At 62.0% G+C, this 25,679-nt stretch carries 20 protein-coding genes and 1 tRNA gene; 13 read left to right on the top strand and 8 right to left on the bottom strand.

The window, feature by feature from the left end; translation table 11 throughout:
* Positions 1–24: 24 nt before the first annotated feature.
* The 3 genes from A4R29_RS08345 to ppdK form a co-directional block, all read right to left on the bottom strand.
* On the bottom strand, positions 25–765 hold the full coding sequence (locus tag A4R29_RS08345) for a polysaccharide deacetylase family protein (protein WP_013532742.1): 741 nt from the start codon (positions 763–765) through the stop codon (positions 25–27).
* Positions 766–932: 167 nt separating this feature from the next.
* The gene (locus A4R29_RS08340) at positions 933–2,036 is read right to left on the bottom strand and encodes a glycosyltransferase family 9 protein (protein ID WP_063171681.1); all 1,104 of its coding nucleotides are present in this window, start codon (positions 2,034–2,036) and stop codon (positions 933–935) included.
* 118 nt (positions 2,037–2,154) lie between these two features.
* A complete protein-coding gene (gene ppdK, locus A4R29_RS08335; RefSeq protein ID WP_063171680.1) occupies positions 2,155–4,833 on the bottom strand; it encodes a pyruvate, phosphate dikinase in 2,679 nt (892 codons plus the stop codon).
* A gap of 222 nt (positions 4,834–5,055) precedes the next feature.
* On the opposite strand from ppdK, the gene A4R29_RS08330 reads away from it, so the two are divergent.
* Positions 5,056–5,400, top strand: a complete 345-nt coding sequence (locus A4R29_RS08330; RefSeq protein WP_013532745.1) for a VOC family protein — start codon at positions 5,056–5,058, stop codon at positions 5,398–5,400.
* A gap of 127 nt (positions 5,401–5,527) precedes the next feature.
* Positions 5,528–5,602 (top strand) — tRNA-Gln (locus tag A4R29_RS08325).
* A gap of 302 nt (positions 5,603–5,904) precedes the next feature.
* On the opposite strand, the gene A4R29_RS08320 is transcribed toward A4R29_RS08325, so the two are convergent.
* Positions 5,905–6,801: a LysR family transcriptional regulator gene (locus tag A4R29_RS08320; protein WP_063171679.1), complete on the bottom strand. Its 897-nt coding sequence runs from the start codon at positions 6,799–6,801 to the stop codon at positions 5,905–5,907.
* Between the two features lie 113 nt (positions 6,802–6,914).
* Here A4R29_RS08320 and A4R29_RS08315 point away from each other — a divergent pair, with 113 nt between their 5' ends.
* The 3 genes from A4R29_RS08315 to A4R29_RS08305 are packed head-to-tail and all read left to right on the top strand — an operon-like array spanning position 6,915 to position 9,413.
* Positions 6,915–7,793: an NmrA/HSCARG family protein gene (locus tag A4R29_RS08315; protein ID WP_063171678.1), complete on the top strand. Its 879-nt coding sequence runs from the start codon at positions 6,915–6,917 to the stop codon at positions 7,791–7,793.
* Entirely contained in the window at positions 7,778–8,782 is a 1,005-nt protein-coding gene (locus tag A4R29_RS08310) for an alpha/beta hydrolase (RefSeq protein ID WP_244506926.1), read from the top strand. The genes A4R29_RS08315 and A4R29_RS08310 overlap by 16 nt, the downstream gene beginning before the upstream one ends.
* A gap of 1 nt (position 8,783) precedes the next feature.
* On the top strand, positions 8,784–9,413 hold the full coding sequence (locus A4R29_RS08305; protein WP_063171676.1) for an SDR family oxidoreductase: 630 nt from the start codon (positions 8,784–8,786) through the stop codon (positions 9,411–9,413).
* A 53-nt stretch (positions 9,414–9,466) separates the two neighbouring features.
* Here A4R29_RS08305 and A4R29_RS08300 read toward each other — a convergent pair whose 3' ends face one another.
* The gene (locus A4R29_RS08300; protein WP_063173623.1) at positions 9,467–10,375 is read right to left on the bottom strand and encodes a LysR family transcriptional regulator; all 909 of its coding nucleotides are present in this window, start codon (positions 10,373–10,375) and stop codon (positions 9,467–9,469) included.
* Positions 10,376–10,487: 112 nt separating this feature from the next.
* Between A4R29_RS08300 and A4R29_RS08295 the strand changes: the two genes are divergently transcribed.
* From A4R29_RS08295 to A4R29_RS08285, 3 genes are all read left to right on the top strand, one after another.
* Positions 10,488–11,183 (top strand): NADPH-dependent F420 reductase, encoded by a 696-nt coding sequence (locus A4R29_RS08295; protein WP_063171675.1) that lies wholly within the window; start codon positions 10,488–10,490, stop codon positions 11,181–11,183.
* Positions 11,184–11,385: 202 nt separating this feature from the next.
* Positions 11,386–13,476, top strand: coding sequence for an O-antigen ligase family protein (locus A4R29_RS08290; RefSeq protein WP_063171674.1), 2,091 nt, complete (start codon positions 11,386–11,388; stop codon positions 13,474–13,476).
* A gap of 168 nt (positions 13,477–13,644) precedes the next feature.
* Positions 13,645–14,517: a phytanoyl-CoA dioxygenase family protein gene (locus A4R29_RS08285; protein ID WP_024503632.1), complete on the top strand. Its 873-nt coding sequence runs from the start codon at positions 13,645–13,647 to the stop codon at positions 14,515–14,517.
* An 86-nt stretch (positions 14,518–14,603) separates the two neighbouring features.
* On the opposite strand, the gene A4R29_RS08280 is transcribed toward A4R29_RS08285, so the two are convergent.
* A complete protein-coding gene (locus A4R29_RS08280) occupies positions 14,604–15,503 on the bottom strand; it encodes a LysR family transcriptional regulator (RefSeq protein WP_013532748.1) in 900 nt (299 codons plus the stop codon).
* Positions 15,504–15,631: 128 nt separating this feature from the next.
* Here A4R29_RS08280 and A4R29_RS08275 point away from each other — a divergent pair, with 128 nt between their 5' ends.
* The 5 genes from A4R29_RS08275 to A4R29_RS32905 all read left to right on the top strand — a co-directional run bounded on the left by A4R29_RS08275 (position 15,632) and on the right by A4R29_RS32905 (position 21,046).
* A complete protein-coding gene (locus A4R29_RS08275; protein ID WP_063171673.1) occupies positions 15,632–17,269 on the top strand; it encodes an ABC transporter substrate-binding protein in 1,638 nt (545 codons plus the stop codon).
* Positions 17,270–18,029: 760 nt separating this feature from the next.
* The gene (locus A4R29_RS08270; protein WP_244506925.1) at positions 18,030–19,232 is read left to right on the top strand and encodes an alpha-2,8-polysialyltransferase family protein; all 1,203 of its coding nucleotides are present in this window, start codon (positions 18,030–18,032) and stop codon (positions 19,230–19,232) included.
* A gap of 75 nt (positions 19,233–19,307) precedes the next feature.
* Positions 19,308–20,189 carry a hypothetical protein gene (locus A4R29_RS08265; protein WP_063171671.1) on the top strand — a complete coding sequence of 294 codons (882 nt, stop codon included), beginning with the start codon at positions 19,308–19,310 and terminating at the stop codon, positions 20,187–20,189.
* Between the two features lie 92 nt (positions 20,190–20,281).
* A complete protein-coding gene (locus tag A4R29_RS08260; RefSeq protein ID WP_063171670.1) occupies positions 20,282–20,650 on the top strand; it encodes a VanZ family protein in 369 nt (122 codons plus the stop codon).
* Positions 20,651–20,830: 180 nt separating this feature from the next.
* Positions 20,831–21,046, top strand: coding sequence for a hypothetical protein (locus A4R29_RS32905; protein ID WP_082827353.1), 216 nt, complete (start codon positions 20,831–20,833; stop codon positions 21,044–21,046).
* A 262-nt stretch (positions 21,047–21,308) separates the two neighbouring features.
* Here A4R29_RS32905 and smc read toward each other — a convergent pair whose 3' ends face one another.
* Both smc and A4R29_RS08250 read right to left on the bottom strand, forming a co-directional pair.
* Positions 21,309–24,770 carry a chromosome segregation protein SMC gene (gene smc / locus A4R29_RS08255; protein ID WP_063171669.1) on the bottom strand — a complete coding sequence of 1,154 codons (3,462 nt, stop codon included), beginning with the start codon at positions 24,768–24,770 and terminating at the stop codon, positions 21,309–21,311.
* 105 nt (positions 24,771–24,875) lie between these two features.
* On the bottom strand, positions 24,876–25,619 hold the full coding sequence (locus A4R29_RS08250; RefSeq protein ID WP_063171668.1) for a DsbA family protein: 744 nt from the start codon (positions 25,617–25,619) through the stop codon (positions 24,876–24,878).
* Positions 25,620–25,679 lie beyond the last annotated feature (60 nt).

Here is a 25,679-nt window from a genome sequence, read left to right as displayed (position 1 = left end):
AGCGGGATACGCTCGGCTGGCCACTCACTCCGTGGTGCCGTTATTGCCGATGCCCTCGGCATCGTCGAGCCGCACAAAGGTCAAGCCCTTGGCCTTGAGCGCCAGCAGCCCCTGCACCACGCCTTCGCCGGCCGCATGGGTCGGCTGGTTGATATGCGAGATAATGACGTCGCCGTCCTTGGCCGCCGCGATGCGCCGCGCGGTTTCCTTGGCGCCGAGCAAGGAGCCGCCGTCGCCGTTTATCGAGAATCCCGCGACCTTGAAGCCAAGCTTGCGGATCATGGCGATTGCCGACGGGCTGTATTCGGCGGTTGCGCCACGAAACCATTTCGGCGCCGGCTCGCCGGTCCCGGCAAGAGCGGCGGCCCCCGATTCGACCTCGGCCAGCACCGCATCCGGGCTGCCGGCGCTGCGGATGCCGTAGATTTTCCGCGGCGTGTCGACCGCCGGGATGTGGTGACCGCCGTGATTTTCCAGTTCGAACAGATCGGGATGCGCCCGCATGATCTCGACGGCGGCGGCGTTCCGCTTCAGCCAGATGCCGGTCACGAAAATGGTGGCCGGGATCTTGTTGTCCACCAGCGCCGAAAGGATCCGGCTGTCGGTCTGTCCGCCGCAGGCATCGAGCGTGAGTGCCACACGGCCGGCGCCGCTCGCCTGCGGCCTGATGTGCAGCGTCGGCTCGACGAGCGGCGCGGCATGGCCGGCGGATGCCATCGCCAACGACATGGCGATCATCCAGAGATTTTTTTGCAGCAGGCGCATCAAACCGATTTCCTGACCCGTCATTTCAAGCAGACATCCCAAAGACCCGCATGAAGGCGGAAATCAGGATGATGCATAGCAGAAAAGCGCTCCACGCGACAATGTGACCGTTCCTGCGGCGAACGTGTCTTCTACCGCGTCGAGAGTCGTGCATGCGACCCATGATCTCAGATGACGCGTTCCAGCTGCATTTCGGTGCGCGAAAGAACCTCGCGCACCGCGTCGACCACAGGCTTGACTTCCAGGCCCCAGACGCAGCATGCCTTGCTGGGATCCGGCGCGCGGCAAAGGTCCTCGGCCATGCAGGCGCAAGGCATCGGCGGCTGGAGCGAGATGCTGGGCACGCCGACGGGACCCCAGCGCGACGGCTCCGTCAGACCGAACAGCCCGACAACCGGGGTCCCAGTGGCTGCCGCCATGTGCATCGGGCCGCTCTCATTGCCGAGAAACAGCCGGGCCTGTTTCAGCACCGCCAGCAGGCTTCCAAGCGACAGGTCACCGACGAGATTGACGACCGGCGGCGCGGTCCTGGCGACGATGCGTTCGGCGATCTCGCGCTCGTCCGGGCCGCCCACCAGCACGACGTCCAGGCCGGTCTCGCCGGCAATCTCGACGATCGCTGCTGCAAACCGCTCCGGCTGCCAACGTCGCCCCTCGAAGCTTGCACCCGCATGCACGGCGATGAAGGCATTTGGCCGCAGATGGTGCTTATCCAGCAGCGCCAATGCTTTCGCCGTCTCCAATGGCAGCGGCTGAAGGTTCGGAATCACCGTGCGAAGTTCAATGCCGAGCGCTTCGAGCGGCGAGAGGTAGCGGTACAGGAAATGCTGGCCATCAAAGCCGTAGGGCTTGGCAAGGACGTTGGCGGGCTGCCGCTCCAGCATACGCAAGGGTCTTTCGGAAGGATTGTATCCGACACGGGTCTTTGCGTGGACGAGCCCGGTGAGGATGCGCGACGTCTTCGAATCGGTCAGGTCGATGGTCAGGTCGAAGCGGAAGCGGCGCAACGCCCGCACCATGGCATAGAGCTCCTTCCCTCGCTCCAAGGGGGTGCCGCGCATGCGGTCGCGCCTGAATGCGACCACCTCGGAAGCGATACCATGGGCGATCACGAAGCTCTCGAAGCGGGCCTCGCACAGAAAGACGATGCTGGCGCCGGGGAATTCGAGCCGCAGGTTCTTGGCGAGCGCCGAGGCGAGGACGAGATCTCCTATGAACTTGGTTTGAATGACCAGGATCGAGCGGAGCGGCGCGGGAGAAATCTGCAGCATCTGTTTCCGGGAGCAATTTGCGGATGGCCGCAAATTGGGCAGGAACAATGTCGAGATTACGCGACGCCGCCAGCACGTTCGCGTGAATTGTCTTACAAAACGGTAAGCTGGATGGATCCTATCCTCGGCCTGCCTTCGCAACCAGCACCGCTGCCTGCGCTGCCGCCAGCCTGGCGATCGGCACGCGATAGGGCGAACAGGACACGTAGTCGAGGCCGACCTCTTCGCAAAAGCGGATCGAGGCCGGATCGCCGCCATGTTCGCCGCAGATGCCGAGCTTGATGTCGGGCCGCGTCGCCTTGCCCTTTTGCGCGGCCATGCGCACCAGTTCGCCGACGCCCTCGATGTCGAGCGAGACGAACGGGTCCTGATCGATAATGCCCTTCTGGCGGTAGGTTTCCAGGAACGAGGCCGCATCGTCGCGCGAAATGCCGAAGGTCGTCTGAGTCAGGTCGTTGGTGCCGAAGGAGAAGAATTCGGCTGATTCTGCAATGACATGCGCGCGGATGGCGGCGCGGGGAAGCTCGATCATCGTGCCAGTGAGATAGTCGATCTTGACGCCGGTTTCCTCCATGACGCTCTTGGCAACCGTATCGATGCGCGCCTTGACGTAATCGAGCTCCTTCACCAGGCCGACGAGCGGCACCATGATCTCGGGGACCACCAGGGCGCCGGCCTTCCTGCCGGCCTCCACGGCCGCCTCGAAAATGGCCCGTGCCTGCATCTCGGCGATCTCGGGGTAGGAGACGGCCAGGCGGCAGCCACGATGGCCGAGCATCGGGTTGAACTCGTGCAGCGCCTCGGTGCGCTGCCTGAGCTTGTCGGGCGACACGTTCATGGCGGCGGCGACCTCGGCGATTTCAGCCTCGGTCTTGGGCAGGAATTCGTGCAGCGGCGGATCGAGCAATCGGATCGTCACCGGCAGGCCGGCCATGATCTCGAACAGTTCGAGGAAATCCGAGCGCTGCATGGGCAGAAGCTTGGCGAGTGCGGCGCGCCGGTCCTTTTCGGTGTCGGCCAGGATCATCTCGCGCATGGCGACGATGCGGTCGCCGTCGAAGAACATGTGCTCCGTGCGGCAAAGCCCGATGCCTTCGGCGCCGAAGGAGCGCGCCATGCGCGCATCGAGCGGTGTTTCGGCATTGGTGCGCACCTTCATGCGCCGCACCGCGTCCGCCCATTCCATGATGGCGGCAAAATCGCCTGACAGTTCAGGCTGCAGCATGGCAACCGCGCCCTTCAGCACCTGGCCGTTGCCGCCATCGATGGTGATGATGTCGCCTTTGCGGAAGGTCTGCCCCATCGAGAGCAGCGTGCCGGCCCTGTAGTCGACGCGCAGCGAGCCGGCACCCGAGACGCAAGGCTTGCCCATGCCGCGCGCCACCACCGCGGCGTGGCTGGTCATGCCGCCGCGCGTGGTCAGGATGCCTTCCGCCGCATGCATGCCGTGGATGTCTTCGGGACTGGTTTCGATGCGCACCAGGATCGCCTTGCGCCCTTGTGTCTTCAAGTCCTCGGCGTCAGCTGAGGAAAAGACGATCTCGCCGGTAGCGGCACCGGGCGAGGCCGGCAGTCCGATGCCGATGACGTCGCGCGCGGCCTTGGGGTCGATGGTGGGATGCAGCAACTGGTCGAGCGAGGCCGGGTCGATACGGGCAACGGCTTCCTCTTTCGTGATCAGCCTGTCGCGCGCCATCTCGACGGCAATTTTCAGCGCCGCCTTTGCGGTGCGCTTGCCGGAGCGGGTCTGCAGCATCCACAATTTGCCGCGCTCGATGGTGAATTCGAGATCCTGCATGTCGCGGTAGTGCTTCTCCAGACTATCGGAGATGGTGACGAAGGACTGGAACGCGTCAGGCATCAGCTTCTGCAGCGACGGCTTGTCCGAGCCTGCTGCGATACGCGCCGCTTCGGTGATGTTCTGCGGCGTGCGGATGCCGGCAACGACGTCCTCGCCCTGCGCGTTCACCAGGAACTCGCCATAGAGCATCTTTTCGCCGGTCGACGGGTTGCGCGTGAAGGCAACGCCGGTGGCCGAGGTTTCGCCCATATTGCCGAACACCATGGCCTGGACGTTGACCGCCGTGCCCCAGCTTTCGGGAATATCGTGCAGGCGGCGATAGGTGATGGCGCGGTTGTTCATCCAGCTCGAGAACACGGCTGATATCGCGCCCCAGAGCTGCTCATGCGGATCCTGCGGAAACGGCCTGCCAAGCTCTTCCTCGACTTTGGCCTTGTAGAGCGCGATGACGCCCTGCCATTCGAGCGCCGTCAGTTCGGTGTCGAGTTCGTGCCCGAGCCCGCCCTTCTGGTCCTCCAGGATTTCCTCGAACACTTCGTGGTCGAGACCCATGACGACATCGGAATACATCTGGATGAAGCGGCGGTAGCTGTCATAGGCAAAGCGCGCATCGCCGGAATCGGCGGCCAGCGCCTCGACCGTCTCGTCGTTCAGGCCGAGATTGAGGACGGTGTCCATCATGCCGGGCATCGAGGCGCGAGCGCCGGAACGCACCGACACCAGCAGCAGTTTCGACGGGTCGCCGAACCGACGACCGGTCAGCCGGCCGATGTGATCGAGCGCGACCGCGACATCGGCTTCCAACCCGGCCGGATAAATACGGCCGTTGGCGTAGTAGGCGTTGCAGACCTCCGTGGTGATGGTGAAGCCCGGCGGCACCGGCAGCCCCAGGCTGCACATCTCGGCCAAGTTGGCGCCTTTGCCGCCCAGGAGATTCTTGTCGCTGGCACGGCCCTCCGCCGCACCATCGCCAAAGGTGAAAACCCATTTGGTCATGCATCGCTCTCCGGTTGCAGGAGATTGGAAAGATTGGCGAAACGGAAAGTTCCGCCGGTCCGTCCTTGGAGCGATATGATGCTGCAGTGCGAAAGGCAAGGCGTCGGCAAAGCCGTCCGGCCACTACAATCGATTAAGCAAAGCCGTGCCTCAGGATGCGGCAAAAAGACTTGCTATGCCGGGGATTCTGGAGTAGAACATACAGTGAACAAAGAGGTGGCTATGAAACTGTCCGGAAAACTCGACTATCTGGAAATGCCGGCGACGGGCGGGACGCTGGACCGGCTGAAGGCCTTCTACAGTTCCGCCTTTGCCTGGTCGTTCACTGACTATGGGCCGACCTATTCGGCCTTTGCCGAAGGCCTGGACGGGGGTTTTCAGGCCGACGCCGCCGAAGCGCCATCAAAGCCGCTGCCGGTGCTCTACAGCAGGGATCTGGAGGCGACCCTCGAGGCTGTCGAAAACGCCGGCGGCACGGTCGTCAAACCGATCTTCGCGTTCCCTGGCGGCCGCCGTTTCCACTTTGCCGATCCGGCCGGCAACGAGATGGCGGTGTGGTCCGAATAGCCAGCTCGTGCCGTCTGGCGGCGTTGCTTTTGCTGCCCAAACAGGCGTTCTCACCACCATTCATGGGGCATTGTGCTTTTTGGCTGCTCTGCTAATAACGCGCCGCACAAGCGACTCTGACGGCAATTGGGGCGTCGCCAAGTGGTAAGGCATCGGTTTTTGGTACCGACATTCCCAGGTTCGAATCCTGGCGCCCCAGCCAAACTGGATGCCCTGTGGATAACTTCCCCTTGATGGCGTAGCTCGACGCCGCTGCAGCCGCTGATTCTGCAAGTAGGTCAAAAGTTGCCTGAAGTTGGCGCGAACCTCGCCGCGATCCCATGCGCAGTTCGACAGCACTAGGGTAATTAGTTAACAAAAAATAACGCGCCCGTGCGGGGAATAAAGCCGTGTGAGCAAGACCAGAGCCAAAGGTCGCTACGCCGCTGACGCACCAACGGTGCGACTGTATGTCCGGTGCCACCTCTTTCTCCAACGCTGATGGGCGGCAGCACAGGTTCTTGTTCAGGACGCAGGATCGAAAACTTTGGCAGGAAAGGCCCTTTCCATCACATCCAGGAAAGCGCGCACCTTCGCACCGACAAGACGCCGCGAACTTTGGAGCGCCCAGATTTCGACAGACGGACCGGCATCAGTTCCCCAGCAAACCAGTCGGCCCGCCTCGATATCGCCTGCGACGAGAAGCTTCGGAAGCAACGCCGCACCCGCACCTGCGAGAACGGCATCGCGCACCATCAGCAGGGAAGAGAAGCGCAGGATCGGATCGGGCTTGAAAAGGACTTCGTCCTCAAAATCGGATTTCATGCGCCAAACAACATTTAGCGGAGTTGCGCTCAGCAAGACCGCCTTTACGGCGCTCGGTCCACCGCCAGGCGCCGGCTGAGGGCGCGGCATGTCCGGTGAGGCAACGATCAGGCGCTCGTCATTGAGAAAACGGCGACCGATGAGCCGTTCATCTGGTGAAGGATCGATCCGGATAACAAGGTCGTAGCCATCCTCGACCGGATCGACCTTGCGATCCTCGGCAACAATCTCAAGCTTGACCTCCGGGTAGGCGAGAGCGAACCGGGTGCAGATCCTGGGAAGCACCACATGCGCGAAAACCACGGGAGCGCTCACCCGCAGCCTGCCTCTCGGGGTGGACGCACCCAAGACGATCGCCTCCCCGGCTTCGGCGATTTCCGACAGCAGTCCGTCGGTGCGCTCGTGAAGCGCGCGACCTTCGTCTGTCAGTCGCAAACTTTGGGATCCACGCTCGATCAGCCTCACGCCAAGGCTGTGTTCGAGTTCGCTCACATGGCGCGACAACGTCGCCTTGGATCGCCCGGAGAGGCGACCAGCTCGGCCGAAACCGCCATGGGTGACAACGAGGTTGAAGTCCGAGAGAGCTTCGAGATCCATAGGATGGGTGTTCCAATATCGAGACAGGTTGTTTCTAACATGGCATCTCCCGCTCATGATTGGAACGCGTATCTTTCTCTCGACACGCACAAACATCATAAGGAGTTTTCACAATGGCTATTTTGGTAACCGGCAGCACCGGGACGATCGGATCCCAAGTCCTGGCCCACCTGCAGGGGCGCAACGTGGAGGTCCGCGCCTTGACTCGTTCCCCTGAGGCCGCGCAACTGCCATCAGGTGTAAAGGCGGTCCGCGGTGATCTCGCCGACCCGGATTCGCTACGATCCGCGCTGGAAGGCGTCAGCACATTGTTCCTGCTCGCCCCGAATGTCGCGGACGAATTGACCCAGGCCATGCTTGCGCTGACGGTGGCTCGCGAGGCCGGCGTCAAGGGCATCGTCTATCTCTCGGTGTTCGGCGGCGAGCCCTATGCCGACGTTCCGCATTTCGCGGGCAAGTACACGGTCGAGCGGATGATCGAGGCGCTCGACTTGCCCGCGACGATCCTGCGGCCCGCCTACTTCATCCAGAACGATCTTCGTCAGAAAGACGTGCTTTTGAAGGCCGGCGTCTATGGCGCGCCGATCGGCGCGAAGGGTATCTCGATGGTTGATGTCAGAGACATCGGCGAGGCCGCCGCGATCGAGCTGGTTCGCCGTGAGCAGGCTGCGACGCCGCTCGGTCGCGAGACCTACGCGTTGGTCGGTCCGGACAGCCTGACTGGCGAAGGTATCGCCACCATCTGGAGCGAAGCCCTCGGCCGCGCGATCCGGTACGGCGGTGATGATCTTGTCGTTATGGAGCAGCGCACGAAGACCATGCTGCCCGTCTGGCACGCGCTCGATCTGCGCCTGATGTTCGGTCGGTATCAGAGCGATGGCGCAGTGGCGACCACCAACGACATTGCCCATCTGACCAAGCTGCTCGGTCACGCCCCGCGCTCCTATTCCGCTTTTGCCAAGGATGCCGCGACGCAGTGGGCGAAGAACTGAGCCTACATCCCTACCCCCACAACCAAGGAGACAAGACGATGACGACGATCCAACCCCTCTTGCCTGAAGACGCTCCGGCCATGGCCGCGATGCGACAGGCCGCTTCGGCCCACAAGGGCGAGCCGATGGGCCCTGACGCGCGCCCGATGTTCGACGCCATGTTTGCCGCTACACCCGCCGCTGCGAATGTGCGGGTTGAGCCTGCGACGGTCGGAGGCATTGCGGGCTTCTGGCTGCGACTGCCGCACCCGCGGCCGGGCGCACGCGTGCTCTATATTCATGGTGGTGGCTATGTGCTCGGCTCAGCCCAGGCGCTCACCAACTTCGCGGGCCAGATCGCCGCACGCGTTGGCGCCGATACCTTCGTCCCGGACTACCGGCTCGCCCCCGAGCATCCGTTCCCGGCAGCGGTCGACGATGCGGTCGCTGCCTATCGTGGTCTCGTTGCGGAGGGTGCCGAACGGATTGCGGTTGTAGGCGACTCTGCCGGTGGCGGCTTGACGTTGGCACTGCTGTCGATCCTAGCTGCCGACAAGGCGAATGGCATGATGCAACCGGTCGGGGCCGCGGCGATGTCGCCCTGGACCGACCTGGCGCTCACCGGCGACAGCTTCGAGACGAGGGCAGCGGCGGATCCGATCTTCACGCGCGGCGTGCTCCAGGCCTTTGCGGAAATGTATCTTCAGGGCCAGGATACCACGAACCCTAAGGCGTCGCCGCTCTATGCGCAGCTAGGCGGCGTGCCGCCGATCCGCATCGATGTCGGCGACGACGAATTGCTGCTCGCCGATTCCATCCGCTATGCCGACCGGGCGCGGGCGGCCGGCGTGGAGATCACATTGTCGGTCTGGGAGGGCATGCCGCACGTGTTCCAATCCTCCCTCGGCCAGTTCCTCGCGGCCGAGCAGTCCGTGAACGCCATCAGCGACTTCCTCCGCCGGCGTCTCATCGATTTTTCCCCGTCCATCAGCACGCCTTCGGAGGTTTGACATGAAAATTCTGGTATTAGGCGCCACAGGCGCAACCGGCCGGCTGATTGTTGGCAAGGCTCTCGCCGAAGGACACGACGTCGTAGCCCTCGTTCGCTCCAAGGCAAAGGCCGAGAACCTCACCGGCGCCGAGCTCGTCGAAGGCGACGCCCGCGATCCGGCCGCACTGGCCCGTGCCATCGCAGGCTGCGATGCCGTTGTCAGTTCATTGGGCACCGCCATGAGCCCATTCCGTGAGGTGACGATGCTTTCGACGGCGACGCGCGCGCTGGTCGGCGTCATGGAGCGGCAAAACATCCGTCGTCTGGTGAGCATCACTGGCCTGGGCGCCGGTGACAGTCGCGGCCATGGCGGCTTCTTCTTCGACCGGCTGCTCCTGCCCCTGATGCTGCGGAAGGTCTACGAAGACAAGGATCGCCAGGAAGATGCCATTCGGGGCAGCACGCTCGACTGGACCATCGTTCGACCAATGGTCCTCAACGACAAGCCGGCGCGCGGTCGCATCAAGGCGTTGACCGACCTTTCAGGTGTACATGGCGGGACGATCGCCCGAGCCGATGTCGCGGATTTCGTCGTTCAGCAACTCACCGCGGATACGTGGCTGCGCAAATCGCCCCTGATCAGTTGGTGAAAGTCACTAGACTAGTAAAACCCGCGCCCTAGCTGCGGAGCCTCAACAGGTTGTCAGTGGCCAGCTGCCTCGCCACATCCCAGCTGTTCCACCACCATCTCGATGAAGCTCTTCAGCTTCGGCGTTTGTCGCCGATCAGGGTGGAACAGCAGATGAATTGGACGCGGAGGCGTTTCATAGTTCGGCAATACTCGGACGAGCCGCCCGGTCGCGAGGTGCGTGCGCACCGACTCTTCCCCGATGAGCGCCAAGCCGAAACCTGCGAGCGCCGCCTCCAGCAACGAAGCGGGACTGTTGACCTTGAGACGGCCATGGACCAGGGCCTTTGAGGTGAGACCGTCCCGTACAAAGAGCCAGTCGCTGAACGTTGGTTCGGGCCAGTTGCCGAAGAGCAGGCATTCATGATTGGCCAAATCCGATACAGTCGATGGCATCCCTCGCTCTTTTAGGTATGCAGGCGACCCGCAGGCGATAGTCTGAAAGGGTGCGAGCTCGATCGCTCCGAGGTTAGATTCTCCGAGAGGACCGATCCGGAACACCGCCTCAAACCCGTCGTCGATAAGGTCGACAAAGCGGTCGTTGAGAACCAGGTCGACATCGACACTGGGATGGCTGCTCAAATATCGTGCGACCACAGGTGTCACGCAGTGAGCTCCGAATGAAACCGGCGCGTTGACGCGCAACAGCCCTCGCGGTTTGCCCCTGGCCTCATCAGCAATTGCATCCGCCCAGTCGACCTCGGCCAGCGCCACTTTGCACCGATCGTAGTAGGACTTGCCGATCACCGTCAGACTTTGCTTTCGGGTTGTGCGATTGAGCAGGCGTGCCCCCAAGCGGGCCTCCAGATAGGTGACGTGCTTGGCTACCATTTGCGGTGAGATGCCGAGCGCCGATGCCGCCGTTGCAAAGGAGCCGCTTTCTGCCGCCTTCACGAATGCGGCCATGCTGGCGAGACGATCCATTCCACACTCCTGGTTGGGAGAGCCGGTTTCATGACGCCATTTATCGATAGAATGCAAGGGTCCATACAGCTTGTCAGCATTCTCACCCCCCACATCTTCGAAAGGCACAAACATGAAAATCGGCATTGTTGGCGCTGGCAATATCGGCAGCGCACTCACCCGTCTCTTCCGGGCCGGAGGGCACGAGGTCACGATCGCCAATTCGCGCGGACCAGAGTCTTTGGCGGACCTGTCGGCGGAAACCGGCGCGCGGGCGGCTACGATGGAAGATGCTGTCCGCGGCCAGGAGGTCGTGGTCGTCGCCGTTCCTACAAACAAAATCCCTAGTCTGCCCCGCGAACTGTTCGCGGCCACGTCCGCCGACGTCGCCGTAATCGACACGACCAACTACTACCCACAACAGCGCGATGGTCATCTGGACGGAATTGAGGACGGGAGCACCGAAAGCGAATGGGTCGAGCAGCACCTTGGGCGTCCGGTGATCAAAGCCTTCAACACTATAGAAGCGACCCATCTTCAACCGGGCGCCAAGTCGGCGGGTTCCGCGGACCGTATCGCTCTGGCGGTGGCGGGCGATGATGCCAGGACCAAGGCCAAGGCGATGGCGCTGATCGACGGGATCGGCTTCGACGCCGTGGACGCGGGCACTATCGCGGAGTCATGGCGTCAGCAGCCGGGCTCACCCGGTTATCTCAAGGACTATAACGTCAAAGGTGTCCGGCGCGCGCTCGCCGAGGCGAGCGCCGAACGTCAGCCCGAGTGGCGCGCAACGCCCAACAGCCCCGGCACGTACGAGTCGCCGGCGTAGACGCCCTTGGTCCGCCACCATCCGCCCCACCCACAGAGGATCGAGGATTAGCCGATGCGCTCTAGCTGACCTGATCGGCGGCCTGCGCCGTCGCGGCGAATTCAAGTCACCACTTGCTTGATCTGAACAGTGTCGCCTTGAACATCTCCCTCTTTCCATACATAGGTCGACCGGGTGGGTGGCGGCTCAACATGGAACTTCAATGAACCTTCCTATCTTCGCCATCAACCTCGATCGCGAGACCCAGCGCTGGAGCGAATTGCTCGCCAGCGCCGAAGCGGCAGGCCTGACCTTGCAGCGCATTGCCGCCGTCGACGGCCGTGCGCTTGCCAAAGAGGCCTGGACGGAGATCGATCTGCCAGCCGCACGCAAGCTGAGCGGGCGCGACATCCTTTCCGGCGAATATGCCTGTTACCGCAGCCATATCCAGGCGCTGGAAACGTTCGTGGCCGGTGGCAGCGCCCATGGCCTGATCGTCGAGGACGACGTCCTCTTCAGCGAAAACACCATGCGGCGCATCGAGGCCATCATCGCGGCGGTGCCGGATTTCGACGTCATCAAACTGATCAACCATCGCATCAGCTTCTTCATGCGCGCCGTCGAGACGGCGGAAGGCGACGAGATCGGTCGTGCGCTGCATGGCCCGCAAGGCTCGGCCGCCGCCTATCTGGTGACGCGGGAGGGCGCGCAGGGTCTGTTGTCGGCGCTCGCCGTCATGAAAATGCCATGGGACGTCGCGCTCGAACGCTTTTGGGATACCGGCCTGAAGGTCTATTCCGCCCGCCAAAACGTGCTTGGCTTCGCCGCCAGCAGCGAGATCTCCGGCATAGCCGGTCCCTCGGGAAGCTACAAATCCGCAAGGTTGGGCGGGCCGAGCCGGCTACGTGCCGGGGTGTTGCGGGCCGGTGACGAGCTGCGCCGCCTGCATCACGTCCTGCTGCGGCCCCCTTTGCCGCGAGATACCCTGGACTATGCCAAGGACAACGCGCCGCGCCACACCTTGCTTCTGTTGCTTGCGGCACTCGCCATTCTCGCCATGGTTTCCGCGGTGTGGCGCGAGGCAGACACCTACCGCTATGCGGGCCTGGCGCTGGCCCTGGTCGCGGTCATCCGCTGGTTCAGGGTGGATTTGTGGACCTACAGCAAACCACTGATCGGTTGGGTCGGCTTCCTGTGTCTGGGCTGGTCGCTCTATGTCTTCATCCGACTGGCGATCGTCTATTTCGGCACCCACCAGTTGGGTGGCGCCGAAGGCATTTACATGTTTCCGCTGTTCTATGCGACGACCGGATTCGCCTTTCTGCTGTTTGTCAGGCAGCCCGCACGGCTGGTCCTCTGGTTCATGATCCTCAGTCTTGTCTTCCTGGCGGCGGACACCGCCTGTTCGAACATGTTTCAGGATATCCAACCGGCCCCGTGGCTTTTCAACAATCCCATCCACGCGTCGGTGGCGGCCGGTTTCATCTTCCTCTGCACGCTGCAATTCATGGCTTACACGGCCCAGAGAACGGACCTCGGGAAAGCAACCAAGAACCTTTATTGGGCGCTGTCGACAGCCGTCCTGCTGCTTGCCGTCGTCAATATCATCGAGATGCGGTCAAAGGGCGTGTGGCTTGCGCTTGCGCTTGCGCTGCTCCTGTTGACGGTCATGACCCTGGCGAGAGGCCATCGCCGCGAACTGTTGGTTTCGGGTGGCGTGCTGGCGATCGTGGCGGCCGGCATTGTCGCAACACACAACATCTTCTCGTCCACCGCCGGCGACACCATGACCTTCGTCAAAACCCTGGTTCCGGATGTGTTCAGGCATGGCGTCCTTCCCGCATTCGACCGCGCCATCGCGAGCGATGCGGTTCCGCTTGCAGCCAAGGAAAGGCTGATGCTGTGGGCGGATGCGATCGATATCTGGAAACGCCACCCGATCTTCGGAGCCAGTTCCAGCTGGCTGACCGAGTGGGAGAACAGAACCTATCATCCCATGATCTTAAACGTCTTCCACAATGGTTATCTGGAAATTGCCGTGCGCTATGGTCTGGTCGGACTGGCGTTCTTTGCCTTTCTCTACACCTGGTCGGCCAGGCAGGTTCTGCTGGCCATGCGAGCCAAGCTTGTCGCTCCGGCCGCATGGTCCTGCTACATCTCCACACTGGTTTTCTTCGCCCTCAGCATCCTTACCAATTCCAACAACCGGCTGGCCATGGGTGAGGCCTTCATGTGGTTTGCCGCGGCGTTCGGCTTCTATTGTTTTTATGTTCGCCAGCAGAAGAACCTTGTCGCGCCGCGAACCTATTTTTAGGGCCTGCCGGCGCAGCACGTATCTGATCAGCCGGTTGCGGCCAATGCACCTTTGAGGCCCCGCTCAATTTCCCGATAATCGGGAAAGTCGATGCCAAAATCCACGGCTTATCGCCGGCAACCCGTTTGTTACGATCGACACAGATCACAGACGGGGGTTGTCACGGATATGCTGACGGACAGGCAGGCACGCGAAGCGGTGGAGCAGTACCGCGAGGAAGGATATGCGGTCGTTCGACAATTCGTCGACGGCGACGAGATGATCCGGCTGAAGAAGGAAACCGATGCGGTCTATGCCGAAGGCCTCAAGCATCACGCCACTTTCCGGCACGGCAACCTGAATTTCCAGATCCTGCCTGAATCGGACTTTGGCCAACGCTATGTGCTGCAGGCTTACTGGTTTTCCTGGATCAATTCCTATTTCGAGCAATTCCGCCGCAATCCCGACTATCTGAAGCTGCTCGAGGGTCTGATCGGCCGCGACATAAAACAGATCGCCCAACAGCTGCACTGGAAGCCGCCCGGCGCCAATGTCACGGGTTATCGCTTCCACCAGGATCTGCGCTTCCGTAACCAGGCCGCCTTCGACAATGTCGCCGACGCCACCGTGACAACAGGCCTCGCGGTCGATCGGGCGACGCTGGACAATGGCTGCCTTCAGGTCGTGCCCGGCAGCCACAAGCTCGGCTATCTCGGCCTGTCGGACGAGGGAACCGGCGAGCTGATGAAGGGTCTGACCGCCGAAGAAGAGTTGCGCAAGGTCGGCATCGACCCGGCGACCATCGTTCCGCTGGTGCTGGAGCCGGGCGACCTTGCTTTATGGGGGCTGCTCACCGTGCACGGCTCCTCGCCCAATAGGTCACAGCACGACCGCGCCTTTGCACTGTCCAGCTATGTGCGGGCGGATACGACGCAACGTGGCGAATGGGCGTTCAGGGACGGTGTTTCGGTACCGCTCGGCAAGACGCCGGCATTGTGCAAATACGAAAAGCTCTTCGAGGAGCCGGGACCGATGTACGACACCACCGCCTGGTGGAAATGACGCTGCCGCGTCGGGCGACGGGGGCAGCAGGGGCCTGGCGTTCGCGCCAGGCCCCTGACGGCGTTGGCCGGCAATCGGGCAGCATTTCAGGCGGTGAAGTCGGCCGACAGTTCGCGGATCAGGAAATCGACGAACGCGCGCACCTTGGCCGCAATATAGGTGCGGTGCGGATAGAGTGCGTAGATCGGGCTGGAGCCGGGGCGAAACTCATCCAGCTGCACTTCCAGCCGGCCGTCGCTGATCGCAGCATCGACCAGCAGGCTGGGCAGATTGCCGATGCCGAAACCGGCGGTGGTCATCTGGTAGGCGGCCTCGACGCTGTTGGTCGAGATGCGCCCGCCGACAGCCGCATCGAAAGGGCCGTCTGGTCCGATGAAAGGCCATGTGCCAAGCCGCTTGGCGAAATTGCTCAGCACGCAGGAATGGCTTGCCAGCTCATCCGGGTGGACCGGGCGGCCGTTTGTGTCCCAATAATCGGGCGTGGCGCAGACATAGTTGCGAACTTCCCCAAGCCGGCGGGCAATCAAGGCGGAATCGGCCTGACCGCCGAAGCGGATGGCGACATCGTAACCTTCCTCGACAATGCCGACGACATAACGCGCGGTGAGGTCGAACTCGATCGTGGTGAGCGGGTTCTCTTCGAGGAATTTCGGCACCAGCTTGGTTATGCGCGTGTGGCCCAGAACATTGGAGCAGGAAACCCGGATCAGGCCGCGCGTCTCCTTGTGCAGGCCGCGCGTCGAATCCTGCAGTTCGGAAATGTCGTCGAGCAGGATGCGGGCACGCGGAGCATAGTCGCGGCCCGCCTCTGTGAGGCTGAGGCGCCTTGTGGTGCGATTGATGAGCCGGACGCCGAGGTCGTCTTCCAGTTCCTTGATGGTGCGGCTGACGGCCGTCGTCGACATGTTGAGATCGCGCGCCGCCGCCGACAGGCTGCCCAGCAGGCAGACCCGATCGAACACCCGCATCGCCGTCAGAAGATTCATCTTGCCTTCCCCTCGCCGTCGCGGCCCCGCCGCCATCGGCTGGGTCTTGTAGAAAACAGCGCCCAGCAACGACGCGGCAAGGGCATTCCACCGAATTTGGGCGTAAAATCAACAATGGGAGAACCGATATGACATCCAGACCTCTTCATCCGGCGATCGGCACATTTGCGAAAGGCGCGAAGAGCGGCGCGCTTGGCCGCCGCGAGTTCCTGGCGTTGGCCAGCGCCTTCGGCGCCAGCACGGCGATTGCCTATGGGCTCATCGGTCAACCGGTCCCGGCGCGGGCCGAGGAAGCCGCCCAACCCAGAAAGGGCGGCGTGCTGCGTGTTGCCATGCAGGTGATGGAGCTGGAAGACCCGCGCAAGTTCAAGGTTTCGCAGATGGGCAACATCGCCATGCAGTTTCTCGAACCGCTGGTGCGCTGGAAGCCGGATTTCACCTTCGAGCCGGTGCTGCTGCAGAGCTGGGAGATCAATGCGGACGCCACGGAATATGTGCTCAAGGTGCGCCCAGGGGTGAAGTGGTCGAACGGCGACGATTTCACCGCCACGGATGTCGCCTTCAACATCACGCGCTGGTGTGAGAAGGATGCCGCCGGCAACTCGATGGCGGGGCGCATGACCGCCCTGATCGATCCCGACACCAAGGCGGCGCGCACTGGTGCCATCGAAGTTCGCGACGACCACACCGTGGTCCTGAAACTGTCGCAGCCCGACATCACCATCATTCCTGCGATGACCGACTACCCGGCATTGATCGTCCACCGCACGTTCAATCCGAAGGCAGCGCCACTGTCGGCCAACCCCGTTTCCACGGGTCCATTCGAGCTTAAAAAACTCGATGTCGGCGTTGCTGCCTCGGTGCGCAAGCGGCCGGACGGGTCGTGGTGGGGCGGCGAGGTGTTCCTCGACGGCATCGACTGGACCGACTACGGCACCGACTCGGCCGCCACCGTCTCCGCCTTCGAATCCGGTGAGATTGACCTGAACGGACAGACGCAGTCCTATGACGTCGCCATGCTCGACAGGCTGGGCCTGAAGAAAAGCGAGATCGTCACTGCCGCCACCCTGGTCTCGCGCTGCAACGTCAACGCCAAACCCTATGACGACAAGCGCGTGCGCAACGCCATACAGCTTGCGGTCGATAACGAAGCGGTGCTGCAACTGGGCGCCGACGGCATGGGCATCGTCGCGCAGAACGATCATGTCGGACCGATGCATCCCGAACACGCCGACCTGCCGCCGATCAAACGTGATCCGGCCCGGGCCAGGGCATTGCTCGAGGAAGCCGGCCAGCTCGATTTCGAGTTCGATCTGATCTCGGTCGAAGCCGACTACCGCAAGGAAAGCTCCGATGCCGTCGCCCAGCAGATGCGCGACGCCGGCTTCAAGGTGAAACGCACCGTCATCCCGGAATCGGCGTTCTGGAACGACTGGACGAAGTATCCCTTCGCGACGACCAATTGGAACGCCCGACCGCTCGGCATCCAGACCTATGCGCTTGCCTATCAGACCGGTTCGGCATGGAACGAGACGGGGTTCGCCGATCCAGACTTCGATGCCAAGGTCCACAAGGCCAATTCCATCGCCGATCCGGAGCAGCGCCGTGTGGTAATGAAGGAACTCCAGGTCATGCTGCAGGATTCCGGCATCATCGTTCAGCCTTACTGGCGAAAGCTGTTCTGCCATATGAAACCTTCCTTGATGGGCTACCAGATGCACCAGGCCTATGAGCAGGATTTCACACGGGCCTGGCTCGCCGCCTGATCGCGGACGACCCCTCCGACAGGGCGGCGCATTTTCTGGCGCCGCCCTTAGAGCAGTTCACCGTTTCACGGAAACGGCGAGCTGCTCTAACTCTTGTTTTGAGGCAATTTTGGCCGGAAAACCGCTTCACACTTTTCCTAGAATTGCTCTAGCCTGCTCACCGGGGACGTTGCGCCGAAGCGTCGGCCTCAAGGGCGTTCGAGGAGCAGTGCGGGCTTTGTATCGGGCATGATGCGCAGATGCGCCCACACATGCCCTGCCTTGTCAGGTCGGCCGGGATTGCAGGCCGCCGCACCGGACCGGCTGGCACATCAAGCGTGTGAAACATTCTGGTTTCTGCCTCTGTCATCATCTAGCTCCGGTTCATGGCTGGAGCTTACTTTTGACTGGGGGAAGCGAAACCCGCTTTCCCGGGCAACGACCTTCCCGAAAACCGGGAGAATTCGTGCTCTTGGTGCCGAGAGGGACCCGAAGCAGCAAGACGACCGCATGAGCGGTCTGCCGCACCGGGTGCTATTGCCGGATCTCGACAGGTCTCTGCCGCTCAGTTGAAGTGAATTCGCCTGCCTATTGTGCGGAACTCCAGCCTGTCTTGGACGTTAGACCCGCCGTCTGAAAGATATTTCCTACCGACGCGATAGGCAGTATTACGAAGCGGGTGGGACGCCCCGAGCCACACGGCCTGTCGGATATGAAGCAATTTTGCGGTTGAGATCGCGGAACATGCAGCGTTATTTCCATCCGATCTGGAGATCTTAAATTGCCAGCTCGAATATGCTGCGTCTTTGGCAGCTGGCAATTGCTCAGCCTGGTTGCCTCACTTCGCCAATCAACAATGGATGGAAGCTCCCCGGCGGATCAGGAGCATGAGGACTATCTCCTGCTTTATGAAACGGCCGGCGTTTCCGAGCATTTCAAGACCGGTCTTGCTGAACTTGCGTCTAAAGTATGGACCTGGAGACGGATCATATGGGCGTACGACCTTCTGACGTCCGAGCGTAAATATGGGCAACTGCAAATTTTCCGGATCCATCGTCTGATCCGAGACACAATTGGTCTCGACGCGAGTTCCGTAGCTGAAATCTGGGCCTGCTTCGTTAACCGGCCGTCGGAAAAAATACTGCTGGATTCATACCCTGAAGCCAAGATCGTTTTGTATGAGGATGGCTTGACGTCATACCTTCCATTCGAGATGGCAACCATGTCACGGCCGCCGGGCACAAGGTTTCGACGACGCATCACCGCGGTCTTGATTGCAGGACTCTCTACAATTTCACCGGCGTTCCGATTGAGGAAAGCGGCCGACAGGATAGAAAGACACCATCTGAGACGGGTGACGAAGTTTTATTCTTTGCTTCACGAAATCCCCATTCACGATGCACTGGAGAACGTACCAAGATTTCAGGTCGGCGCTTCGCTGATGCGCGACGTAATAGATGAAGCCTGCAGGGATGCGCTTTCCGGCGGCGATGAACATTGCCGTGCGTCAGCCAACCCACGGATCCTGCTGCTCGGCCAGGCATTGTCGCGAAACCGCATAATGTCGTACGCGCAAGAGGCGGCGATCTATAGACGAATTGCGGAGCAGATCGTCGAGAGGGGATACGACGTCGTCTGGAAGGAACATCCCAGAATAAGCAAGCCCTTCTTCCCCGAATTGCTGGATACAGTTGGCAATGTGACGGCCGACGCCAACACCAGGATCATGGAAGCTAACCTGCCACACATATATCCGATAGAGCTTGTCGTATCCCGGATGAACATCGTTGGCTGCGTCTCCGGCACGTCAGCTGCCCTTCTTTACCTGAAGTGGCTTTACGGCATCAAAACATACACATTTGCGGAATCCCTGGTCCCCCTCATGACTGGCGCGGATATTCTAATGAGCGAAATGGTAAAAGCCCATGCGGAGCCCTTTTCAACGCTCCAATCTTTGAACGAGACGCAGAAAGGGATCCGTTGAAAGGCGGTAACCCGAACAGCTTGAACACGATCCTCGCTGTCCAAATTCGGACAAACTCGATCTGGGACACCATCGATGTCAAAGCCGCTTTCGGTCCTTCAACGAGCCACCAAGGCCGACGTTCGATCGGAGCCGTTTCCACACGTCATCCTGCGTGACGCCCTTCCCCTCGATCTCTACCAGGAATTGGCCGGCACGTTTCCCGCTCCGGAAACGCTCGAAATCGATACACGCCGCAACAACACCAGGTGGGATTATGAGGCCCACCGCGTTCGGTCGAACGAAGCCGTGCCGCAAATATGGCGCGATTTTATCGCCTACCATGTATCGCAAGCATTTTTCGGCGAGGTCGCCGACCTGTTCTACGAAGATATTCGCAAGCTTTACCCTGATTATTACCCCAATTATGAACGCCTCAAGAATATGAAAGCGGGCATCAGGTTTAGTGACACCTATGCAACGCGCGACATACTGATGGATGCGATGCTCAGCGGGAACACGCCGGTGACCAATGCCGGATCGGTGCGGACAAGCCACATCGACAATGGCGACAAGCTATTTTCTGGCCTGTTTTATATGAGGCCGGAAGATTATGATGCCGTTGGCGGGGACCTGACAATTAGTCGTTTCCAGTCCAAATACGCCACACTGAAAGCCAAAGCGACACTCTTCAATGATGCCTATGTCGACGACACCCATTTGGAATGCGTCGAAACAGTTCAATACGACAAGAACATTCTTGTATTGTTCATCAATTCGATTGAATCGGTCCACGGCGTCACAGTCCGCCAACCCACCAACAAATCCCGGCTTTTCGTCAATCTGGTTGGAGAAGTCGAAAAGCCATTTTACATCAAAGGAAAAAAGATACGGCCGCGCTACGTCCCGGCGCATCAAAATCAGGATGAGGCGGAACAGACCTGGCTGAAAAAGCTCAAGCAAAAATTGCGGCTTTAGAAGAACAACGCCGTCGATCCGAGTTTCAGCCTGAACTGCCAATACCGAGCCGGATTCGACTTTCCCGGCGGCCAGGCAAAGATTGGAACAGAATGAGATTTTATCCAGCCGTCGAACGGATCGCCTTTTTCGCCACGCTTGCCGCTGTTCTTGCCCTTGCACTGCTGCCTATACCCCGACTCGAAGAGTACGGGATCGATATCGGTTTCCGTTCCGACAAGCTGAACCACGCCAGCGCCTTTGCCGTCATGACTTTCCTTGGAGGGCTCGGCTGGCCCGATCGAAAAGCAAGACTAATCGTCTTCCTGGCCATGATTGGAGCGGCGATCGAGGTCCTGCAGGGCACGGCGCTGATACGGCGCGATCTGGATGTGTTCGACTGGTTTGCCGATTGCGCCGGCATCGCATGTGGCCTCGTGGCCGTGATCTGTTTGAACTGGATCTTGCGGCGCAGAGGTTGAGCCCGCTCTCAAGCCTTATCTGCACGGCGCCGATAGCCACAGGAGTTCGCCCTCGGCTCCATTGACTCAGCGAAATCGGATTGCAACGATCCGATCCGAGAGTGAGCAATTTTTCTAACTTGGCCGGACAGATATTTTGGGCGCGGCACCCAGGAAGTTCGCCATCAGTATTGAGGGACGATGACGATCAAGATCAGGCTTCCGGGCGGTGTGTTGAAGGTCAAGCAACGTCATGAGTTGCGGCGGCGGGAGCACAAGGGCGAAGTCCCGGTCTGGCAGTTTGGCAAATATTTCGTCATCTGGTGGCCCAGTACAATTCCTGATCGACCATCCAAGAGCTCGAATACTGATGAGGAACTTGAAATGAATCTTCCATCGTCTGGAGAAAGCACGTAAGCTCTATGCATCATGGCTTTGCGAATCAGATTGCCGGGGGGCACACTGAAGGTGAAGACCTACCGCGAACTGCGTGATCGCGAGCGGGATCGCAGGGTGCCTGTGCTGAAACTGGGATCGCTCTATTTCGTCTGGTCCCCGGCCAAACATCATTCGCACAGGCACAGTCCGCGGCCCTGACATTTTTTGCCGGGCGAGAACCGCTTGCACCCTTTTCCTGAAATTGCTCCGGTGCGGCCCATTCCAGCCAGCGCGACCTGGGTCAGCTTGCCTCGCGCATGGCCTCGGCCGCCTGCAGGTCGACCGACACCAATTGGCTGACGCCCTGTTCGGCCATGGTGACGCCGAACAGCCGGTTCATGCGCGCCATGGTGATGGGATTGTGGGTGATGATGACGAAGCGCGTCTCGGTGGTGGCGGCCATTTCGTCCATCAGGTTGCAGAAGCGCTCGACATTGTGATCGTCGAGCGGGGCGTCGACCTCGTCGAGCACGCAGATCGGCGCCGGATTGGTCAGGAACACCGCGAAGATCAGCGACATCGCCGTCAACGCCTGCTCGCCGCCCGACAGCAGCGTCATGGTCTGCGGCTTCTTGCCGGGCGGGCGGGCGAGGATTTCGAGGCCGGCCTCGAGCGGATCGTCGGATTCGATCAGCTGCAATTCCGCCGTGCCGCCGCCGAACAGATGCGAGAACAGCCGCTGGAAATGGCCGTTGACGACATCGAAGGCGGCAAGCAGCCGCTCGCGGCCTTCGCGGTTGAGGCTCTGGATCGCCTGCCTGAGCTTGCGGATCGCCTCGATGATGTCCTCGCGCTCCGACACGATCGCCTCCAGCCGGTCGGAAAGCTCCTTCTGCTCTTCCTCTGCGCGCAGATTGACGGCGCCCAGCCGTTCGCGCTCGATCTTCAGCCGGTCCAGCTGACGCTCGATCTCGGGCATCTCAGGCATCGGGCTGTCAGCCTCCAGACCGGTATGGCGAATAACCAGATGCGGCGGTGTGTTCAGCGTTTCCTGGATGCGCGCCTCGACCTCCAGCCGGCGTTCGTCGGCCGCGGTCAGCCGCTCTTCGGCTCGAACGCGGGTCTCGCGCGCCTCGGCCAGGAACTGGATGGCGCCGGTGGCGGCCTTGTCCAGTTCAGATTGCCGGTTCTCCGCTTCCTGCAGACGGTCGGCCGCCGCCTTGCGCAAGGTTTCGGCCTCGGTGAGTTGCGACAGCAGCGCGCGCCGCTTGGCGTCGATTTCATCGGGCGCATCCGCCAGCCGCTCGCGTTCGGCCTCGGCCTCGGCCTTGCGTTCGCCAAGCGAGGCGATCTGCGTCGAGGCGTTTTCGGCCCGCTCCAGCCAATTGCTGCGCTCGGCGCCAATGGCATCGAGCCGGCGCGCGCGCGCCTCGGCTTCGCGGCGCAGCCCCTCATGCACCGCACGCGCATCGGCAAGCGCGGCGCGGTCGCGCGCGACATTGGCCGAGGACTGTTCGAGCTGCAATTGCAGATCGCCAAGATCGGGCGCGTCCTGCAGCAGCATTTCCGCCTCGGCGAAGGCGGCCGAAATCTCCTCATGGCTGTCGACGATGCGGGCGCGCGCTTCATCGAGTGCTGCGCGCCGGCTCTGCAATTCGCCGCCGGCCCTCTCGGCCTCGGCCAGCGCATTGCGGGCGGCGTCCAGCCGATGCTGTGCGTCACGCCCGGCCTGGCGCGTGTTGCGCTCGGCCTCGCTTGCCAGGCGGAGCGCCTGTTCGGCCTCTCCCAGTGCCTCCTCGGCCTGGCGCAGGACGAGCATCGCCTGTATCGCCTCGGCATCGAGCTCAGCCAGCCGGTTCTTCTGCGCCAGCCGTTGCGCCGCGGCGGTCGGCGCATCGGCGCTGGCGGTAAAGCCGTCCCAGCGCCATAGCGCGCCCTCGCGGCTGACCAGCCGCTGGCCGGGAGCAAGCAGCGGCTGCAACCGGCGGCCGTCGCTGGCGGCATCGACGATACCGATCTGCGCCAGGCGGCGGGCGAGCTGTGCCGGCGCGTGGACCACGCTGGCCAGGCTCTTCACGCCTTCCGGCAGAGCCGCGTCGCCGGGTTGGATCGCGCCTTCGCCCCAATGCACCGGCGCGCTGCGGTCGAGCGGCACGTCGAGGTCTTCGCCAAGGGCTGCACCCAGCGCCGTTTCGAAACCGCGATCGACGCTGATCTGCTCCAGCACGGCCGGGAAGAGATCGCCGCTGGCGGCATTGAGGATTTTTGCCAGCGTGCGCGCTTCGGTTTCGATCCTTGCCAGCTCGGCCCTGGCATCCTGAAGCGGTGGCCGGGCAGCGCTTTCGGCAGCGCGGGCATCGATGACCGACTGCTCGGCCTCGGACACGGCAGCCTCGGCCTCCTCCAGCAGCGCCATGGCCTGTTCGACCAGCACCCGCTTCTCGGCCGGATCGGGCAGGCCAGCGACCTTGGAGAGTATCTCCGACAATTCCCGGTCGACATCGGCAAGCTGACGCGCGAAGCGGTCGCGGCGCTCGGCGGTATCGCGCAGCGTCCGTTCGATCTGGTTGCGCGAGGCGGCAGCCTCGGCCCGCTCGGCAGTCAGCGCGGCGAGTTTGGCTTCGCTTTGTGAAAGCGTAGATGCCGCTTGTTCGAAAGCCGCGCGGGTGGTGGCCTCGCGCTCGGCGGCACCAGCATTTTCCGAATTGAGTGCCGCCTCTTCGGCGCGCAGGCGCTCGAGAATGTCCGCATTGTCGCGGACCATGCGCTCCTCACGCGCGATATCGCCGTCGAGCTGCTGCAGCCGGCGCTCGAGTTCGCTCTGACGGGCGCGGATGCGGCCGGCTTCCTCTTCGATCTGCGACTTGGCGATCGAGAGGCGCTGGAAGGCAGCGGCGGCGGCGGCTTCCGCGTCGCGCAGGTCCGGCAGCCGATGGGCGCCTATGCCTTGCTCCCTGGCGGCGGCCATCTGGGCCGCGGCGCGGTCGCCGACCAGTGCCGTGGCAACCGCCAGCGCCGATCGCGCCTCGCCTTCCTGGGTCTTGGCCAGCGTCCAGCGCAGATGCAACAGCGTTGCTTCGGCCTTGCGGATATCGGCCGACAGGTTCTTGAAGCGGGAGGCCTGGCGCGCCTGGCGCTTCAGGCTTTCGATCTGGCTTTCCAGCTCGCCGACGACGTCGTCCAGCCGTTCCAGGTTCTGCTCGGCCGCCTTCAGCCGCAGTTCTGCCTCGTGGCGGCGGGTGTGCAGGCCGGAAATGCCTGCCGCCTCTTCGAGCAGGGCGCGGCGTGCCTGGGGCTTGGCCTGGATCAGTTCGCCGATGCGGCCCTGGCCGACCATCGACGGCGAACGCGCACCGGTCGACTGGTCGGCGAACAGAAGCTGCACGTCCTTGGCGCGGGCCTCCTTGCCGTTGATACGGTAAAGCGAGCCGGCCTCGCGCTCGATGCGGCGCGACACCTGCAGTTCGTCGGCATCGTTGAAGGCAGCAGGCGCCGAGCGGTCGCTGTTGTCGAGGAAAAGCGTGACTTCGGCGGTGTTGCGGGCGGGCCGAGTGCCCGAGCCGGAAAAGATGACGTCGTCCATGCCGGACGCGCGCATGTTCTTGTAGGAGCTTTCGCCCATCACCCAGCGCAGCGCCTCGACAAGGTTCGACTTGCCGCAGCCATTCGGTCCGACAATGCCGGTCAGGCCGCGTTCGATGACGAACTCGCCGGGCTCGACGAAGGACTTGAAACCGAGGAGGCGAAGGCGCGAAAACTTCATTCGCGCCGCCCGCTAAGCGGATTTCGGTGGTTTTGCGAAAGGAAGTCGCGGCACGACGAGAAGCCGCGCACGCCGAAGCGCCGCCGCCTCAGGGCTGACTGGACGTCAGAGCAGAGGGTCGATGATGGCCGACATTTCCTCAATCGACATCGCCCCCTTGTAGGTCTTACCGTTGATGAAGAAGGTCGGTGTCGAGTCGACCTTGAATTCATTGGCGCCGCGCTTCTGGACCGATCTCACATCGTCCAGAAGTTTCTGGTCCGTCAAGCAGGTCTCGAAGGACTCCTGTGTAAAACCGGCGAGCTTCGAGATTTGCAGCAGCGCATCCTTGGTATTCTGGACGCCAACCCAGTTCGCCTGCTGCCGGAACAGGACGTCGACCATGGGGTAATAGTTATCCTTGGCGCAGCGCGCCAGCATAAAACCGGCTTCGGCGCTCGGGTCGAACGGGAATTCGCGCAGGATGTAGCGAACCTTGCCGGTGTCGATGTACTTGGTCTTCAGGTCCGGAAAGGTGGTCTCGGCGAAATGCGCGCAATGCGGGCAGGTCATCGAGGCGTATTCGACGATGGTGACCTTGGCGTCGTCCTTGCCAAGCTGCTTGTCGGGCAGCGCGCCCGGCTTCATCAGTTCCGTCATGTCCACGGTGCCCTGGGCTTCCGGCGCGGTGGCGGCGGCCGGCGTGGCCGGCTTTGCGGGAGCGGCCGGCTCAGCGGGCTTCACATTCGCAGCCTTCGCCTCCTCGCCAGAGTCGCTGCAGGCCGCGAGCAGGGCCACCGCCGGAATGGCGGCCAGCGAAGACAGGACGTTTCTGCGAGACAAGCTTTGGCCAAACGGGGGACGGTTCATACGAATCACCTGACAAGGGTTGGATTTTGCAATGCAAAGACACGAAAAGGCGAGAGTTGG

The sequence above is a fragment of the Mesorhizobium ciceri biovar biserrulae genome, from assembly GCF_001618845.1.
Taxonomy (GTDB): Bacteria; Pseudomonadota; Alphaproteobacteria; order Rhizobiales; family Rhizobiaceae; genus Mesorhizobium; species Mesorhizobium ciceri.
Note: the sequence above shows the minus strand (reverse complement) of the source record. Positions and strands in the feature narration are given on the sequence as shown.

Coding starts and splice junctions, on each gene's coding strand:
- A4R29_RS08345 (WP_013532742.1), bottom strand. CDS start 765: ATGCGCCTGCTGCAAAAAAATCTCTGGATGATCGCCATGTCGTTGGCG.
- A4R29_RS08340 (WP_063171681.1), bottom strand. CDS start 2,036: ATGCTGCAGATTTCTCCCGCGCCGCTCCGCTCGATCCTGGTCATTCAA.
- ppdK (WP_063171680.1), bottom strand. CDS start 4,833: ATGACCAAATGGGTTTTCACCTTTGGCGATGGTGCGGCGGAGGGCCGT.
- A4R29_RS08330 (WP_013532745.1), top strand. CDS start 5,056: ATGAAACTGTCCGGAAAACTCGACTATCTGGAAATGCCGGCGACGGGC.
- A4R29_RS08320 (WP_063171679.1), bottom strand. CDS start 6,801: ATGGATCTCGAAGCTCTCTCGGACTTCAACCTCGTTGTCACCCATGGC.
- A4R29_RS08315 (WP_063171678.1), top strand. CDS start 6,915: ATGGCTATTTTGGTAACCGGCAGCACCGGGACGATCGGATCCCAAGTC.
- A4R29_RS08305 (WP_063171676.1), top strand. CDS start 8,784: ATGAAAATTCTGGTATTAGGCGCCACAGGCGCAACCGGCCGGCTGATT.
- A4R29_RS08300 (WP_063173623.1), bottom strand. CDS start 10,375: ATGGATCGTCTCGCCAGCATGGCCGCATTCGTGAAGGCGGCAGAAAGC.
- A4R29_RS08295 (WP_063171675.1), top strand. CDS start 10,488: ATGAAAATCGGCATTGTTGGCGCTGGCAATATCGGCAGCGCACTCACC.
- A4R29_RS08290 (WP_063171674.1), top strand. CDS start 11,386: ATGAACCTTCCTATCTTCGCCATCAACCTCGATCGCGAGACCCAGCGC.
- A4R29_RS08285 (WP_024503632.1), top strand. CDS start 13,645: ATGCTGACGGACAGGCAGGCACGCGAAGCGGTGGAGCAGTACCGCGAG.
- A4R29_RS08280 (WP_013532748.1), bottom strand. CDS start 15,503: ATGAATCTTCTGACGGCGATGCGGGTGTTCGATCGGGTCTGCCTGCTG.
- A4R29_RS08275 (WP_063171673.1), top strand. CDS start 15,632: ATGACATCCAGACCTCTTCATCCGGCGATCGGCACATTTGCGAAAGGC.
- A4R29_RS08265 (WP_063171671.1), top strand. CDS start 19,308: ATGTCAAAGCCGCTTTCGGTCCTTCAACGAGCCACCAAGGCCGACGTT.
- A4R29_RS08260 (WP_063171670.1), top strand. CDS start 20,282: ATGAGATTTTATCCAGCCGTCGAACGGATCGCCTTTTTCGCCACGCTT.
- A4R29_RS32905 (WP_082827353.1), top strand. CDS start 20,831: ATGACGATCAAGATCAGGCTTCCGGGCGGTGTGTTGAAGGTCAAGCAA.
- smc (WP_063171669.1), bottom strand. CDS start 24,770: ATGAAGTTTTCGCGCCTTCGCCTCCTCGGTTTCAAGTCCTTCGTCGAG.
- A4R29_RS08250 (WP_063171668.1), bottom strand. CDS start 25,619: ATGAACCGTCCCCCGTTTGGCCAAAGCTTGTCTCGCAGAAACGTCCTG.